This window comes from Nonomuraea sp. NPDC049695 (genome assembly GCF_040674955.1).
GTDB classification, from domain to species: Bacteria; Actinomycetota; Actinomycetes; order Streptosporangiales; family Streptosporangiaceae; genus Nonomuraea; species Nonomuraea helvata.
The window spans coordinates 50,440-64,527 of sequence record NZ_JBFANV010000006.1 but is presented as its reverse complement, the minus strand read 5'-3'; the positions used below and the strand labels follow the sequence as shown (position 1 = coordinate 64,527).

The 14,088-nt window shown below is 71.5% G+C and carries 15 protein-coding genes; 7 read left to right on the top strand and 8 right to left on the bottom strand.

The window, feature by feature from the left end; genetic code table 11:
* Positions 1-24: 24 nt before the first annotated feature.
* From AB0J64_RS07735 to AB0J64_RS07720, 4 genes are all read right to left on the bottom strand, one after another.
* Positions 25-1,413: a tetratricopeptide repeat protein gene (locus tag AB0J64_RS07735; protein WP_364022288.1), complete on the bottom strand. Its 1,389-nt coding sequence runs from the start codon at positions 1,411-1,413 to the stop codon at positions 25-27.
* 56 nt (positions 1,414-1,469) lie between these two features.
* Positions 1,470-2,408: a sulfite exporter TauE/SafE family protein gene (locus AB0J64_RS07730; protein WP_364022285.1), complete on the bottom strand. Its 939-nt coding sequence runs from the start codon at positions 2,406-2,408 to the stop codon at positions 1,470-1,472.
* Between the two features lie 118 nt (positions 2,409-2,526).
* Complete coding sequence (locus tag AB0J64_RS07725; RefSeq protein ID WP_364022282.1) at positions 2,527-2,778, bottom strand: SHOCT domain-containing protein; 252 nt, start codon at positions 2,776-2,778, stop codon at positions 2,527-2,529.
* Positions 2,779-2,872: 94 nt separating this feature from the next.
* Positions 2,873-3,841, bottom strand: coding sequence for an Lrp/AsnC family transcriptional regulator (locus AB0J64_RS07720; protein WP_364022279.1), 969 nt, complete (start codon positions 3,839-3,841; stop codon positions 2,873-2,875).
* Between the two features lie 86 nt (positions 3,842-3,927).
* Between AB0J64_RS07720 and AB0J64_RS07715 the strand changes: the two genes are divergently transcribed.
* Positions 3,928-4,758 (top strand): NAD(P)H-binding protein, encoded by an 831-nt coding sequence (locus AB0J64_RS07715; RefSeq protein ID WP_364022276.1) that lies wholly within the window; start codon positions 3,928-3,930, stop codon positions 4,756-4,758.
* Here the strand turns inward: AB0J64_RS07715 and ggt are convergent.
* Positions 4,755-6,476, bottom strand: coding sequence for a gamma-glutamyltransferase (gene ggt / locus AB0J64_RS07710; RefSeq protein WP_364022273.1), 1,722 nt, complete (start codon positions 6,474-6,476; stop codon positions 4,755-4,757). The genes AB0J64_RS07715 and ggt overlap by 4 nt on opposite strands.
* A 94-nt stretch (positions 6,477-6,570) precedes the next feature.
* On the opposite strand from ggt, the gene AB0J64_RS07705 reads away from it, so the two are divergent.
* Together AB0J64_RS07705 and AB0J64_RS07700 are read left to right on the top strand one after the other, a co-directional pair.
* Positions 6,571-7,698 (top strand): histidine kinase, encoded by a 1,128-nt coding sequence (locus AB0J64_RS07705; protein WP_364022271.1) that lies wholly within the window; start codon positions 6,571-6,573, stop codon positions 7,696-7,698.
* Positions 7,695-8,342, top strand: coding sequence for a response regulator transcription factor (locus tag AB0J64_RS07700; RefSeq protein ID WP_364022269.1), 648 nt, complete (start codon positions 7,695-7,697; stop codon positions 8,340-8,342). The genes AB0J64_RS07705 and AB0J64_RS07700 overlap by 4 nt, the downstream gene beginning before the upstream one ends.
* Before the next feature lies 1 nt (position 8,343).
* On the opposite strand, the gene AB0J64_RS07695 is transcribed toward AB0J64_RS07700, so the two are convergent.
* Positions 8,344-9,837 carry an FAD-dependent oxidoreductase gene (locus tag AB0J64_RS07695; protein WP_364022266.1) on the bottom strand — a complete coding sequence of 498 codons (1,494 nt, stop codon included), beginning with the start codon at positions 9,835-9,837 and terminating at the stop codon, positions 8,344-8,346.
* A gap of 100 nt (positions 9,838-9,937) precedes the next feature.
* Between AB0J64_RS07695 and AB0J64_RS07690 the strand changes: the two genes are divergently transcribed.
* The 3 genes from AB0J64_RS07690 to AB0J64_RS07680 all read left to right on the top strand — a co-directional run bounded on the left by AB0J64_RS07690 (position 9,938) and on the right by AB0J64_RS07680 (position 11,420).
* The gene (locus AB0J64_RS07690) at positions 9,938-10,093 is read left to right on the top strand and encodes a helix-turn-helix domain-containing protein (RefSeq protein ID WP_091081925.1); all 156 of its coding nucleotides are present in this window, start codon (positions 9,938-9,940) and stop codon (positions 10,091-10,093) included.
* A gap of 10 nt (positions 10,094-10,103) precedes the next feature.
* Positions 10,104-10,559 (top strand): Clp protease N-terminal domain-containing protein, encoded by a 456-nt coding sequence (locus AB0J64_RS07685; protein WP_364022263.1) that lies wholly within the window; start codon positions 10,104-10,106, stop codon positions 10,557-10,559.
* Between the two features lie 105 nt (positions 10,560-10,664).
* Positions 10,665-11,420, top strand: a complete 756-nt coding sequence (locus AB0J64_RS07680; protein ID WP_364022261.1) for a class I SAM-dependent methyltransferase — start codon at positions 10,665-10,667, stop codon at positions 11,418-11,420.
* On the opposite strand, the gene AB0J64_RS07675 is transcribed toward AB0J64_RS07680, so the two are convergent.
* Both AB0J64_RS07675 and AB0J64_RS07670 read right to left on the bottom strand, forming a co-directional pair.
* Complete coding sequence (locus tag AB0J64_RS07675) at positions 11,414-12,862, bottom strand: NAD(P)/FAD-dependent oxidoreductase (protein ID WP_364022258.1); 1,449 nt, start codon at positions 12,860-12,862, stop codon at positions 11,414-11,416. The two genes, AB0J64_RS07680 and AB0J64_RS07675, sit on opposite strands and share 7 nt — an antisense overlap.
* Positions 12,863-13,025: 163 nt before the next feature.
* A complete protein-coding gene (locus AB0J64_RS07670) occupies positions 13,026-13,199 on the bottom strand; it encodes a hypothetical protein (protein ID WP_344996276.1) in 174 nt (57 codons plus the stop codon).
* A 105-nt stretch (positions 13,200-13,304) separates the two neighbouring features.
* On the opposite strand from AB0J64_RS07670, the gene AB0J64_RS07665 reads away from it, so the two are divergent.
* Positions 13,305-14,087 carry an SURF1 family protein gene (locus tag AB0J64_RS07665; RefSeq protein ID WP_364022255.1) on the top strand — a complete coding sequence of 261 codons (783 nt, stop codon included), beginning with the start codon at positions 13,305-13,307 and terminating at the stop codon, positions 14,085-14,087.
* Position 14,088 lies beyond the last annotated feature (1 nt).

Here is a 14,088-nt window from a genome sequence, read left to right as displayed (position 1 = left end):
GGAGGGACCTGCCCTCCACCATCTCTAGCGCACGCCCAGGCGCCAGCGCAGGTCGCGGGCCGTGGCCAGGACGTACTGGATCTCGGCGGGGCTGGGCCACGGCGCGCTCCCGGGGCGCAGCAGCGTGCCGCGCACCGACGCCAGGTGGTCGATCGCGCTCCGGTGCACCCCGCTCCGCTCGACCAGCCACCCGATCACGTCGGAATGGTCGTGCAGCGGCCTGGTCACCAGGTCCCAGGTGCCCAGCACCTCGGCCAGGTCCGACACCGACAGCGAGACGCCGCCCCTGCGCCCGGTCGCGGCCGCGGCCAGCTCCGCCCTCGCGGTCAGCTCCGGCTCGGCGTGCCGCCCCCAGGCGGCGGCCGGCGGCGGCTCGGACAGCCAGGTCTGCGCCTCGCCCACCTCGCCCGCCACCGACAGCAGCCCGCCCAGCTCGACGGCGGCCCCGCGGTGCCCGGCCTGCGCCGCCTGCCTGAACCAGTGCTGCCCGCCCGCCATGTCGCCGAACTCGGCGATCAGCAGCAGGCCGTAGTTGAAGGCCGACTCGGCGTCCCCGCCGGCCGCCGCGCGGCCGAACCAGTGGCTGGCCGCAGCGCAGTCGCCCAGCTCCACGCAGACGAACCCGGCCATCCGCTGGTCGTGGACCCGCCCCGTCCCGGCCGCCTGCTCGAACCAGGCGCGGGCCGTACGCAGGTCGCCCCTGGACAGCGCGACGCCGCCGAGCTGGGAGGCGGCGCCCGGGTGCTCGTTCTTGGCGGCCAGCCGGTAGTACGCCTCCGCGCCCTCGGGATCGCGGCCGGCGTCGAGGTAGAGGCCCATGCAGTACGCCGAGTCCGCGTGGCCGCCCCTGGCCGCGTACTCCCACCAGCGCACGGTCTCCTTGTCGTCGCCCGAGGCGTAGGCCAGGAAGCCCAGGTCGTGTGCCGAGGTCAGGTCGCCGTCGGAGGCCGCCCTGCGGTGCCACTCCCGTGCCGCCCCCAGCTCGCCCGCGTCCTCGCACATCAGGGCCAGCCTGCGCGCCGCCGCCCTGGATCCGCCGAGGGCCGCCCGCTCGTACCAGCGTCTGGCGGCCCCGGTGTCGCCGCGCTGCTCCAGCAGGAGCGTCGCCAGGTTGGCCGCGGCCTCGGCGTCGCCGGTACCGGCCGCGAACTCGTACCAGGTGACCGCTTCCTCCAGGCTGCCGTGTTTCTCGTGCCAGACGCCCAGGTTGTAGGCGCTGTCGACGTTGCCGGCGGCGGCCGCCCGTTCCCACCAGTGCTTGGCGGCCGCGCGGTCGCCGTGCTGGGCGTAAAGCTTGCCGAGCCGGTGTGCGGCCTGCGCGTCACCCGCACGCGCGGCGGCCAGCAGCTCGGGCTCGTCTCCCACGCGCGGCGCCGGTACGGTCGGCGCCGCCACCTCTCCTTGCCAGGCCATGGCGAACAGAGTGGCACGTGATCGCGTGATTGCGAACAGTAATCGCCGACACGGCGCTAGGAGAAGTTGATGAGGCCCGTGTACATGCCCATCCCGCACACGTACCGCAGCGATCCCCGCGGTTGCGGCGGCAGGCGCACGGTGGCAGGCAGCGCGACGTCGCGCCCGCCGATCGTGACGGTGCCGGTGCATCCCCGGTCCGCCAGCTTGAACACCACATCGACGGGCACGCCCGCGCGTGCCGTCACGATGGCCGGGCGGTAGCCCTCGCGGGTCGCCCAGATGGTCACGGTCTGCACGCCGGACCCGGTGGCAGGCGGGGTGCCGCCCACCGTGCCACCCGCTGGGCCACCCACTGGGCCACCCACTGGGCCGCCGATCCAGCCGCCCAGGTTGATGCCGGCGCCGATGGTCCAGAGCCCGGCGGCGACGGCCACGACCCCGGCGAGCCGGGCCAGCCGGGTGCGTGAGAGGCGCCGCAGCACGTAGCCCAGCAGCGCGAACGCCGGAGCGGTGCCGACGACGAACCCCGCCATGGCCGCCGCCCCCGCGACCGGGGAGCCGCTGGAGACCGCGATCATCTCCATGCCGAGCGTCACCCCGCAGGGCACCAGGACGGTGGCCGCGCCCAGCAGCGGCGCCCGGTACCGCGAGGGGGCGTCAGCCGCGGCCGGAGCCGCGCAGTGCCCCCGCCTCATCAGCCGGACCGCGAAGACGATCATCGTGACGCCGGCCGCGACGAGCAGCGCCGCGCGCGCCCGCGGCGGCAGGCTGACGGCCGAGCCGAGCAGCCCGAGCAGCGCTCCGGCCACGCTGTACGAGGCCAGCCGCCCCGCCAGGAACCAGCCGACCAGCGCGGGATCGCGCCCGTGGCAGCCGTCGACCAGACCCATGAGCAGCCCGCCCTGCGCGGCGGCGCACGTGGCCGTCCCCGCCACGAGCCCGGCGGCGGCACCGCCGGCGAACAGGGTGAGGACGTTCAACCACGACTGCACTGGCCGCAGACTTCCGCGACAGATCGCATACCTGTCCCACTTCCACGAGTCCGGTATACGCAACCTAACGCGATGCCTTGGATGCGGCCAGTGACAGTGTTTGCGCCTTTGGTGATGGTTACGCTGCCCCGCCTCGGAGCACGGACATCCTCTCGAAGTACTCGTCGTCGCTCATCTCGCCGCGGGCGTACCGCTCGGCGAGGATCTGCTCCGCGGACGCGGTGGGCGACGTGGGCGAGGTGGGCGAGGCCGTGGCGGGCCTGTGGTGCGGCCCCCACCAGCCCCTGCGCCGGGCGGTGATGGCGAATCCGACGACGGCGACCCAGAACAGTCCCCAGAAGAACGGGATGATCGGCCAGAAGCTGTGCATGTCTCCTCCTCGGTGTGTGCCTCCAGGGTCTGTCGGCGGAGGGGGTCGCCGAATCGGACGTCGGGCTCTGTTCCGGATTCGCCCCAGGGAGTGTTCATGCGGGCCGGACGTACGCCCGCGGGGGTAGGACACCGGTGCGTTTCATCGTCCGGAGGACGGGGGCGGTCTCGAGCGTCTGGACGGCGTCCAGGGCGCTGACCCGTTCGGTGAGGTAGCGGTAGAGGTCGGCGTTGTCGCGGCAGACGGCGGCGGCGAGGAGGTTCGTCGGGCCGGTGGTGACACCGGCGAAGGAGATCTCCGGATGGCCCGCGAGGGTGGTGGCCACGTGGAGCAACTCGGAGGGGCGTACGGACATCCACAGCCTGGCCTCGGCGCGGTAGCCGAGCAGCCTGGGGGAGTAGTCGAGCTGGATGTTGAGCGCGCCGGACGCCCTGAGCTGGCTGAGGCGGCGCTTGACCGTGGACTCCGACCAGCCGGTGGCCCTGGCCAGCTCCGCGTACCCGGCCCGGCCGTCCTCGGCCAGCACGTCCACGAGGCGGTGGTCCTCCTCCTGAAGGACGATGCCCTCCGATCCGGTGAGCGGCTCGGGGCGCAGCCGGCCGGCCTGCTCCTCCGTCAGCCAGGCCAGCCCCCGCCAGCCGCCCGGCACGGCGAAGCCCCGCAGGAGCGAGTGCGCGGTCATGCCCAGGACGCGGCTCGTCCTCGGCAGCTTCTCCAGCAGGACCGCGTCGGGTGACTGGGTGAAGCAGGAGATCTCGGTGCCGCCCGACAGCAGGTGCACCCAGTACGTGTCGGGCCGCCTGGCCAGGGCCTCGGCGATGGCCGTGCCGGCGTCGGGCGTGCAGCGTACGCGGATGGTCCAGGGCGTGTAGCCGAGGAGCAGGCCGTCGAGGCCGCCCACCACCCTGATCACGCCCGCCGCGGTGAGCCTGCGGTAGCGGCGGGCCACGGTCTGCTCCGAGACGCCCAGCACGTCGGCGATCCTGGCGAAGGGGGCGCGGCCGTCGAGCTGGAGCGCGTGCACCAAGCCGCGGTCGACGGCATCTAGTTCGGCGGATTCCATCTCATGATGGTAGATCGATGGAGGAAAGTCGCCAGAATGCTCCCGACAATTGGGGCGGCTCGGGTGTCTGAGCCAGCCTTGGCTGCATGATTCTCGTAACAGGAGCCACCGGAAACGTCGGCCGCCAGGTCGTCCACCAGCTCGTCGAGGCGGGCCACCCCGTACGCGCCATGACCCGTGACCCGTCCTGGGCGGCCCTGCCCCCGGCCGTCGAGGTGGTCAAGGGCGACCACGAAACCATCGACCGGTGCCTGGACGGCGTGGAGTCCGTCTTCCTCATCTGGCCCTTCCACACCGCCGACCTCGCCGCCGACGTGGTCGGCGCGATCAGACGCCACGCCCGCCGCCTCGTCCTGCTCTCCTCGGGAGCGGTACGCGACCAGCCCGACTCGGCCGTCGGCCTGTCGCACCACGAGCTCGAGCAGCGCGTCGAGCAGTCGGGCCTGGCCTGGACCATGCTCTGGCCCAGCACGTTCGCCGCGAACGCGCTCTGGTGGCGCGACCAGATCCGCTCGGGAGACGTGGTGCGGGGCGCGTTCGGCGCGCTGAAGATGGCCATGCTGCACGAACGCGACATCGCCGCCGTGGCCGTACGGGCGCTGACCTCGGACGGCCACGACGGCGCCCGCTACGTGCTGACGGGGCCGGAGGCGCTGACCCAGGTCGAGCAGGTACGGATCATCGGCGACGCGCTCGGACGCCCGCTGCGCTGGCAGGAGCTCAGCCGGGAGGAGGAGCGGCAGCGGCTGCTGGCCGACGACGACTTCCCCGACTCGTTCGTGGACGCCCTGCTCGACGGTTACGCGCAGATGCTCGACGGCCCGCCGCCGGCCCTGACGAACACGGTCGAGGAGGTCACCGGACGGCCCGCGCGGTCCTTCGCCGAATGGGCTAAGTCCCACGCGGGAGACTTCTAGGGCTTCACCACCATCGCGCTGCCGCCGCCGCGGCGGACCGGCTCGGCGACGGCCTGGACCCGGCCCCTGCCGACGAACTCCAGCGCGGTGGCCGCCCCGATCTCCGGGTTGAGCGCGAAGCTGTGCCCCTTGGCCTCCAGCTCGGCGCGGTACTTGTCGAGGAACGCCTGCTCTGCCTGTGTCTGCGCGGTGTTGCGCTGCGTGGCGCGGGGCGCGGCCAGCGCGTCGGGCAGGTTCATCCCGAACTCGTACCGGTTGACCAGGATCTGCAGCACGGTCGTGATGATGGTCGAGCCGCCCGGGGATCCGACGGCGAGCACCGGCTTGCCGTGCTCGAACACCAGCGTGGGCGCCATCGACGAGCGCGGACGCTTGCCGGGGCCGGGCAGGTTGGGGTCGCCGGGCGCCGGCCCGAACGTGAAGTCGGTCAGCTCGTTGTTGAGCAGCACGCCGCGCCCCGGTACCACGATGCCGTTGCCGCCGGTGGACTCGATGGTCAGGTTGTAGGCGATCACGTTGCCCCACCGGTCGGCGATGACCAGGTGCGTGGTCTCGGGGCCCTCGTCGGCGATCGGGGTCGAGCTGCCGGTGGGCTGGGCGCAGGGCTCGTACGAGCCGTCCGGGCTGCCGGGCGCCGCCGGGCTGGCGATCGCCCTGTCACCGATCAGGCAGGCCCGCTCCTTGGCGAAGCCGTCGGACAGCAGCTCCTTGAGCGGCACGCCGGGGATGTCGCCGACATACTTGCCGCGGTCGGCGAAGGCCAGCCTGGACGCCTCAAGGTATTCGTGGAGACCCACCTGCGGCAACGCCTCGAGGATGTTGAGTGCTTCGCCGACCGTCGAGCCGCCGGAGGACGGCGGCGCCATGCCGTACACGTCCTTGCCGTTGTAGGAGATCTTGGTGGGCTCGCGCTGGAGCGCGCGGTACGCGCGCAGGTCGGACAGCTCCATCAGGCCCGGCCGGACGTTGCGGGTGCTGCCGGGGGTGACCGGCGGCTGCTTGACGGTGGCCACGATCTCCTTGCCCAGTTGCCCGCCGTACAGCCAGCCGGGGCCGCGCCTGCCGAGCTCGCGGTACGTGGCCGCCAGCTCGGGATTCCTGAACACCGAGCCGACGGGCGGCGGGGCGCCGTTCGGGAGGTAGAGCTTGGCCGTGGAGGTGAAGTCCTTGAACCGGGCCTGGTTCGAGGCGGTCTGGTCGTAGAAGGTCTGGTCCACGACGAAGCCCTTGGAGGCCACGTCGATCGCGGGCTGGAGTGCTTGTTTGAGCGAGAGCGTGCCGAATTTCCGTAGAGCCAGGTCCCAGTTCGCGACCGTGCCGGGAATGCCCGCCGACAGGCCGCTGGTGACACCCTCATCGAACGGGATGCCCTCGAACGTGGTCGAGGTCATGGCCTGCGGGGCGGTCTCGCGGCCGTCGATCGTGAAGACCTTGCGCTGCCTGGCGTCGTAGTACACCATGAAGCCGCCTCCGGCCAGGCCCGCGGAGTACGGCTCCGTGACGCCCAGCACCGCGCCCGCGGCGACGGCGGCGTCCACGGCGTTGCCGCCCCTCCTGAGCACGGAGATGGCGGCCTTGCTGGCATCGAGGTCGACGGTCGCGACGGCACCGCCGTACCCCTCCGCGACCGGGACTTTCTGCTCTGGCTCTGCCAGCACGGGTGGGGCCGACACGAGCGAGACGAGGACTGCTGCTGCAGGGACTAGCACTCGGCGCATGGTCCTTACGATGGCCTACGTACGCCCGTGGCGGTAGGCCCCCCTCACACACAGGGATGATGCGCTGGTCAGAAGGCTGATCTAGCGTAGGGCTGTGCGTAGGAAGTACGGCTTCGACCCCTATCTGGCCCTCATCGTGGCAGCCGCCCAGTTCGTCGTCGGCATGGGCGCGTCCTGGGGGCAGCGCGGAATAATGCGGGTGCCGATCGTCGGCCACCCGTACGCCTTCGCGCTGCTGCTGGTCGGGCCGCTGGCGATCCTGCTGCACCGCCGCTTCCCGCTGCTCACCACCGCCGCCGCGCTCGGCGCCTGCGACCTCTTCCTGGCCGCCGGCTTTCCCTACGGCCCCAGCTTCATCAGCCCGGGAGTCCTGCTCTTCCTGCTGGTCACGCGGGGCAAGCGGCTGATGGCCTGGATCATGGCGGGGATGACGGTGCTGTCGTTCATCACCTACGCCTGGCTGATCGGCAACCGCGACCTGTTCCACAGCGTGTGGATCCTGACGTTCATCATGCTGTTCATGGTCGTGGCCGAGCTGGTCAGGATCGTCAGGGAACGCCGGGCCGAACGCGAGCGCATCGCCGAGGAGGAGGCCAGGCGGCAGGCCAGCGAGGAGCGCCTGACCATGGCGCAGGAGCTGCACGACGTGCTCGCGCACAACATCTCGCTCATCCACGTCCAGGCGTCCACCGGCCTCCACCTCTTCGACGACAACCCGGAACAGGCCAGGACCGCTCTGTCCACCATCAAGACGGCGTCCAAGGAGGTTCTGGGTGAGTTGCGCTCAGTCCTGAACGTCCTGCGCGAAGGCGCTCCGCGTTCCCCCACGGCCGGGCTAGACCGCCTCGACGACCTGGTCGAGCGCTCGGGCATGGACGTGACGCTCAAGCGGGTCGGGTCGCGCCCGCTGCCGCCGGCGGTGGAGCGGGCCGCGTACCGGATCGTGCAGGAGGCGCTCACCAACGCCGCCAGGCACGCCCCCGGCTCGTCGGTGAACGTGCGGCTGGAGTACGGCGAGCGCGAGCTGGCCATCCACGTCGCCGACACCGGCGCGACGACCACGCCCGTGCTGTCCGAGGAGGGCAGCGGCAACGGCATCCCCGGCATGCGCGAGCGGGCCTCCGCGCTGGGCGGCACGCTGGTCGCGGGCCCCCTGTCCACCAACGGGGGCGCCGGTTTCCAGGTCGAGGCCCGGCTGCCCCTACCCGAGGAGACTTCATGATCAAGGTGCTGCTGGCCGACGACCAGGCGCTGGTCCGCGCCGGCTTCAAGGCGCTGCTGGACGCCCAGCCGGACATGACCGTGGTGGCCGAGGCGTCCGACGGCGCCGAGGCGGTGCGGCTTTCCGGCGAGCACCAGCCGGACGTGGTGCTCATGGACATCCGCATGCCGGGCACCGACGGCCTGACCGCCACCCGCCAGATGCCGCCGGGGCCGCACATCATCATCCTGACGACGTTCGAGCTGGACGAGTACGTCTTCGAGGCGCTGCGCGGCGGCGCCAGCGGCTTCCTGGTCAAGGACACCGAGCCGGCCGAGCTGATCCAGGCCGTCCGGGTGGTCGCGGCGGGCGAGGCGCTGCTGTCGCCGAGCGTGACGCGCCGCCTGATCGCCGAGTACGCCTCACGCGCCAAGGAGCCGGTCGCCTCCAACGGGCTCGACCAGCTCACCGAGCGCGAACGCGAGGTGCTCGCCCTGGTCGGGACCGGCATGACGAACGACGAGATCGCGGCCAAGCTGTTCATGTCGCCGGCGACCGCGAAGACGCACGTGAGCCGGACCATGATGAAGCTGCACGCCCGCGACCGCGCCCAGCTCGTGGTCATCGCCTACGAGTCGGGTCTGGTGAAACCCGGCTGGCTCTGAATCACCGGCTCGTGGGGGCCCCGAACCACCGCTCGGCCGCTTCCGCGAGCCCGTCCGCGCCTGCCCAGGCGACGTAGCCGTCGGGGCGGATCAGCAGCGCGTCGGCGGGTGCGTCGTCGGCGTGGGCCCTGACCACGTCGATCCAGTCGTCGTCGAGTACCGCGCCGCAGCCGAGGTCGAGCAGTACGGGCCTGCCCGCGCGCATCAGCTCGGCCAGCCGTCGCCCGTCGGCCAGCGCCAGGTCGGGAGCGAACCGGCCCACCAGCGGGTGCGCGGCCTCCGCGCCGGACCCACGACCCGAGCCGGAGCCGGGGGGCGGGGCGGGGGCCGAGCCGTACCGGACGCCCGAGTCGTGCAGCAGCCCGGCGAGGTGGCGCAGCGGCTGCTCGAAGGCGAACACCTCGGTGAGCAGTTCCCGCAGCGCCGCGCCGTCCGCGCCCTCCAGCCGGTCGAGCGCCGCCTGCGCGCGGGTCTGCATGAGGGCCCGCTCGGCCACCGGCCGGCGCTCGGACTCGTACGTGTCCAGGAGCCCTTCTGGCACCCGGCCGAGGAGGGTGGCGGCCAGCTTCCAGCCGAGGTTGGCCGCGTCCGTCATGCCCACGTTGAGCGCCGAGCCGCCCGCCGGGAACAGGTGCGCGGCGTCCCCGGCCAGGAACACCCTCCCCGCCCGGTACCGTTCGGCCAGCCTGGCCTGGGAGACCGTGCTCGACAGCCAGACCGGCTCGCCCAGCGGCAGGTCCCGGCCGAGCACCCGTCGCACGGCCGCGCCGAAGTCCTCGGGCGTCACGGGTCCGTCGGGCGGCTCGCCCTTCTCGCGCACGCCGGCGATCAGCACGCCGTGCTGGAGCGAGGTGAGCAGCAGGCGGCCGTGCGGGGTGCGGTTCCAGCCCGGCTCGAGGCCGTCCAGCTGTGGTGACTCGAACACGCTCACGTCGGCGGCGAAGTGCCCGAGTCGCAGCACCTCAGGGTCGGTCGTGCCGGGGAAGCCGATCCCGGCCAGCTTCCGCACCAGGCTGCGCCCGCCGTCGCAGCCGACCACGTAGCGGGCCCGGACGCGACGGCCGCTCCCATGGGGCCTGTCCACGAGGTCGAGCGTCACCCCCTCGCCGTCCTGGGTGAGCGAGAGCACCTGGCAGCCCCTCCTGATCTCGGCTCCGAGCTCCACCGCTCGCTCGGCCAGCAGCCTCTCCAGGCGCGGCTGCTGGATCATCAGCAGCCGTAACGGCACGTCCTCGATGCCCGTGAAGCGCAGCGGCACCGAGCCGAACGGGAATCCGGGCGCCCGGCCCGCGAACGGGCTGCCCGCGCTGAAGCGCTCCAGCAGGCCCCTGTGGTCGAGGAGCTCGACGATCTGCCCGCCCAGGCCGTTGGCCCTGGGCAGCTCGCTCGGCTCCGGCCTCTTCTCCAGCACGATCGGGCGGGCGCCGGCAAGGCTCAGCTCGCACGCGAGCATGAGCCCCACGGGCCCCGCCCCCACGATCAGCACATCTTCCATGCCTGTCAGGCTAGATTGACAAATTCCCCGCTGTCAATCTAGCCTGACAAGCGTGGACGTAACAGAGCTCTCCGAGCGGATCAGGTCGAACGATCCGGCCATGGGGCTGCGGGCGGTGGGCGCGCTGCACCGGCTGGCCGAGCAGGTCGAGGCGGTGTCGGTGGCGCTGGCCAGGGAGCAGGGCTGGACCTGGGAGCAGATCGGCGACGCGCTCGGCATGTCACGGCAGTCGGTGCACGCCAAATACGGGAAGTGAGGTTCTCGCGATGTTCGGCTTCGAGAAGAGCAAGTTCGGGGTGATCATCAAAAGCGCGTTCGAGGAGGCCAGGCAGCGGGGCGACCGCCGCGTGGGCACCGAGCACCTGCTGCTCGGCGCCCTGCACGACGCTGACCTCGCCCGGGCGCTCGGCGCGGACGTGGCGGGCGCGCGGGCCGCGCTCGAGGAGCTCGACCGGGCGGCGCTGCGCATGCTCGGCCTGGAGGTCGGCGACATGCCACGGACGCAGCGCAAGCACCCGCCGGTGCCGAGCACCGGGCTCACATCGAGCGCCCGGGCGGTCATCAACCAGGCGATCAAGGGCACGACGATGAAGACCAGGGCGGCTGAGGGGCCGCGGCACCTCGTGCTGACCTTGCTCGCGCAGGGCCGGCCCGACCCGGTGGCGCACCTGATCGACCAACTCGGCATCGACCGCGCCACGGTGCGCAGCCGCGTGGCCTGACGCTCGCACCGGTCGGCCCAATGGGCCGCGCCGCGGTGCGCAGCCGCGTGGCCGGGGCGGGAAATTCGATTGAACGTCCGGCGGCCCCGCTGACAAGGTCGAAGGATGCGCCGCACGTATGACGACCTCGTCCAGGAGGCCGCCACGGTCTCCGTGGACGGCTGGGACTTCTCCTGGCTCGACGGCCGGGCCAGCGAGGAGCGGCCCTCCTGGGGCTACGCCCGCCTCCTGGGTGAGCGCATGGCCACGGTCGAGGCGGCGCTCGACATCCAGACCGGTGGGGGCGAGGTCCTCGCCGGTGTGCCGAAGCTGCCGCCGGTGGCCGTGGCCACCGAGTCCTGGCCGCCCAACCTCGCGCTCGCCGCGTCCCGGCTGCGACCACGGGGAGCTTGGGTCGTGGCCGACGACGGCGGGTCATGCCTGCCGTTCAGGAGCGGGACCTTCGACCTGGTGACCAGCCGCCACCCCGTGCGGACGTGGTGGGACGAGATCGCCCGCGTGCTGCGGTCCGGCGGGGCCTACCTCTCCCAGCAGATCGGTCCCAGGAGCGTCTTCGAGCTGGCCGAGTTCTTCCTGGGGCCGCTGGACGGCTCGGCCCGAGATCCCAGAGCTGCCAAGGAGGAGGCGGAGGCCTCCGGGCTGGAGGTCGTGGACCTGCGGTTCGAGCGGCTGCGGATGGAGTTTCACGACGTCGGGGCGGTGATCTACTTCCTGCGGAAGGTGATCTGGATCGTGCCGGGGTTCTCGGTGGAGCGCTATGCGGACAGGCTGCGTGAGCTGCACGATCAGATCGAGCAGGAAGGGCCGTTCGTGGCGCACTCCTCACGGGTCCTCATCGAGGCCAGGCGGCCCCTTCAGTAGATGAGCTCGTACGCCTCCGGCTTCACCCTCCTGGTACGCGCCCAGTACTCGAAGGTGAAGCCGGGCCAGATCGTCCGGTTGACTCCGTGCTCGTCCAGATACCAGGAGGTGCAGCCGCCGGCGTTCCAGACGAGAGGGTCGAGCCGTTCGCGCAGACGGCGGCCGAACGCCTGCTGCACCCCCGGCTTGACCTCGACGGCCCTGGCCTGGGTCCTGGAGAGCAGGCGCAGGCAGTCGATGACGTAGCGGACCTGCGACTCGATCATGAACACGACCGAGTTGTGCCCGAGGCCCGTGTTGGGGCCGAGCAGGAAGAACAGGTTGGGGAAGCCCGCCGTGGTGATGCCGTAGTAGGTCTCGATGCCGTCCTGCCAGGCGTCCTGCAGCTTCAGCCCGCCCCTGCCGACGATGTGCTGGTCCTGGATCGCGTCCACGACCTTGAATCCGGTGCCGTAGACGATCACGTCGACCTCGTGCTCGACGCCGGCGGCGTCCACGATCGAGTACGGCCTGATCTCGGCGATCTCATCCGTCACCAGCTCGACATTGTCCCTGTTCAAGGCCGGGTAGTAGTCGCTGGAGATGAGGATGCGCTTGCAGCCGATCAGGTAGTCGGGGGTGAGCCGGCGGCGCAGGGCGGGGTCGGGGACCTGGGCTTCGAGGTGCCTGCGGGCCAGTTTCTCGTGGACCTTCATGAGGCGCGGATCGACGGTGAAGCCGAGCGCCCTCGACTCCAGGGCCCAGTAGAGGGCGCCGCGCATGGTCCTGGCCAGGCCCGGCGCGCGCAGGATCCGGCGCGCGCCCCGCGAGAAGGCGAAGTCGGGCTTGGGGTGGATCCACGGGGGCGTGCGCTGGAAGACCGTCAGGCGGCCCGCGACCGGGGCGATCTGGGGGACGAACTGGATGGCCGAGGCGCCGGTGCCGATGACGGCCACGCGCTTGCCGGTCAGGTCGATCGAGTGGTCCCATTCGGCGGAGTGGAAGGCGGGTCCGGCAAAGGACTCGCGTCCCGAAATTTCGGGAAATTTCGGGATGTGTAGGGCGCCGATGGCAGAGACCACGGCGTTCGTGCGGAACGTCTCGCCGTCGTCCGTGGCGACCGACCAGTCCCGCCGGGCGTCGTCGTATTCGAGGGCGACGACGCGCTTGCCGTACCGGATGTGCTGGGTCACGCCGTACTTGTCCGCGCACGAGCGCATGTAGTCCCAGATCTCCTCCTGCGGGGAGAACATCCGCGACCAGTCGGGATTCAGCTCGTACGAGTAGGAGTACATGTGCGAGGGCACGTCGCACGCGCAGCCGGGATAGGTGTTGTCGCGCCAGGTGCCGCCCAGCTCGGCGGCCTTCTCGAGGATGACGAAGTCGTGGAAGCCCGCTTCCTTGAGCTTGATGGCCATGCCGATCCCCGCGAACCCGGACCCGATGATCGCCAACCCTGGCATTGGACCTCCCGGGGCGCACGCTTATTGGACGCTAAATCCAATGTAATGAGCGCTTCCCCATCAGGTCCATAGTGAGTCCCGTCACGGTGCCCGCCGTACTCCGGACGGAGGAACGGCAAGAACCCGCCACGGCCCCCGCGGCGGGTCGATCCCGTTGTTTGGGCTACTTCAGCAGGAGGAAGGCGGCGACGCCGAGGATCACGATCACGGCGACGACCGCGATGATGGGCACGAGGGGCGACTTCTTGGGCGGGACGGCGGCTTCCTGCTCGCGGCGCTGCGCGAAAGCCTTGAACTGCTGGGTGTTGCCCGCCGGGTCGATATGCTGGTCAGACATGGCCAGCAGCCTAGCGTGAGAGCCTGTTCCGTTTGCGCCGTTTGGCGGGATCAAATAGGGCGGGCTGATTAGGGGACCACCCCACCCGGCGGATAGCTTTGAAGCATGCTCAGGACCCTGCTCTCGCCCCGTGTCATGGTGTTGCACCTGCTCACGGCAGTGGTCCTGGTCGCGTTCATCCTGCTCGGGCGCTGGCAGCTCGGCGTCTTCCAGGACTCCGGCAAGCCGCACGCCTCCACGGACCCGGGCCCCGTCGCGGTCGGCACGCTCGCCCAGGTGGGCCCGCAGCTGAGCGGCGAGGTCGTGGGCCGCAAGGTCACGGCGGAGGGCGTCTACGAGCCGGACCGTCAGCTCCTGGTCGCCGACCGGCGGGCCGATGTCGACGCTCCGGGCGGCAACGTCTCGCGTGACCGCGGCTACTGGGTGCTCACGCCGCTCAGGCTCGACGACGGCACGCTCATGCCGGTCGTACGGGGCTGGACGGCCAAGGCCGACGACCCGGCGGTCGCCGCGGTGCCGCAGGGCCGGGTCACGGTGCCCGGACGGCTGCGGCCGCAGCAGGGCACCGACAGCGTGCAGCGGCGCGCGGAAGGGCTGCCTGCCGGCCAGGTGCAGACGGTGTCCACAGGTGAGCTGGTCAACTTGTGGAGCGGCCAGAGGGTACGCACCGGCTATGTCGTGGCGCAGCCGCCGTCGGGCTCGTTGGCACAGGTCAAGGTCCAGCCGCCGGTGGTGGGTGGCACGCTGACCTGGCGTAATCTGGCGTATGCGGCCAACTGGTGGATCTTCGCCGGGTTCGCCGTGTTCATGTGGTTCCACTTCGTACGCGACGCCGTACGAAACGATCGGGACCGTGCAAAGTCCCCTGAGATGGCTCTGGAAGGTTAAT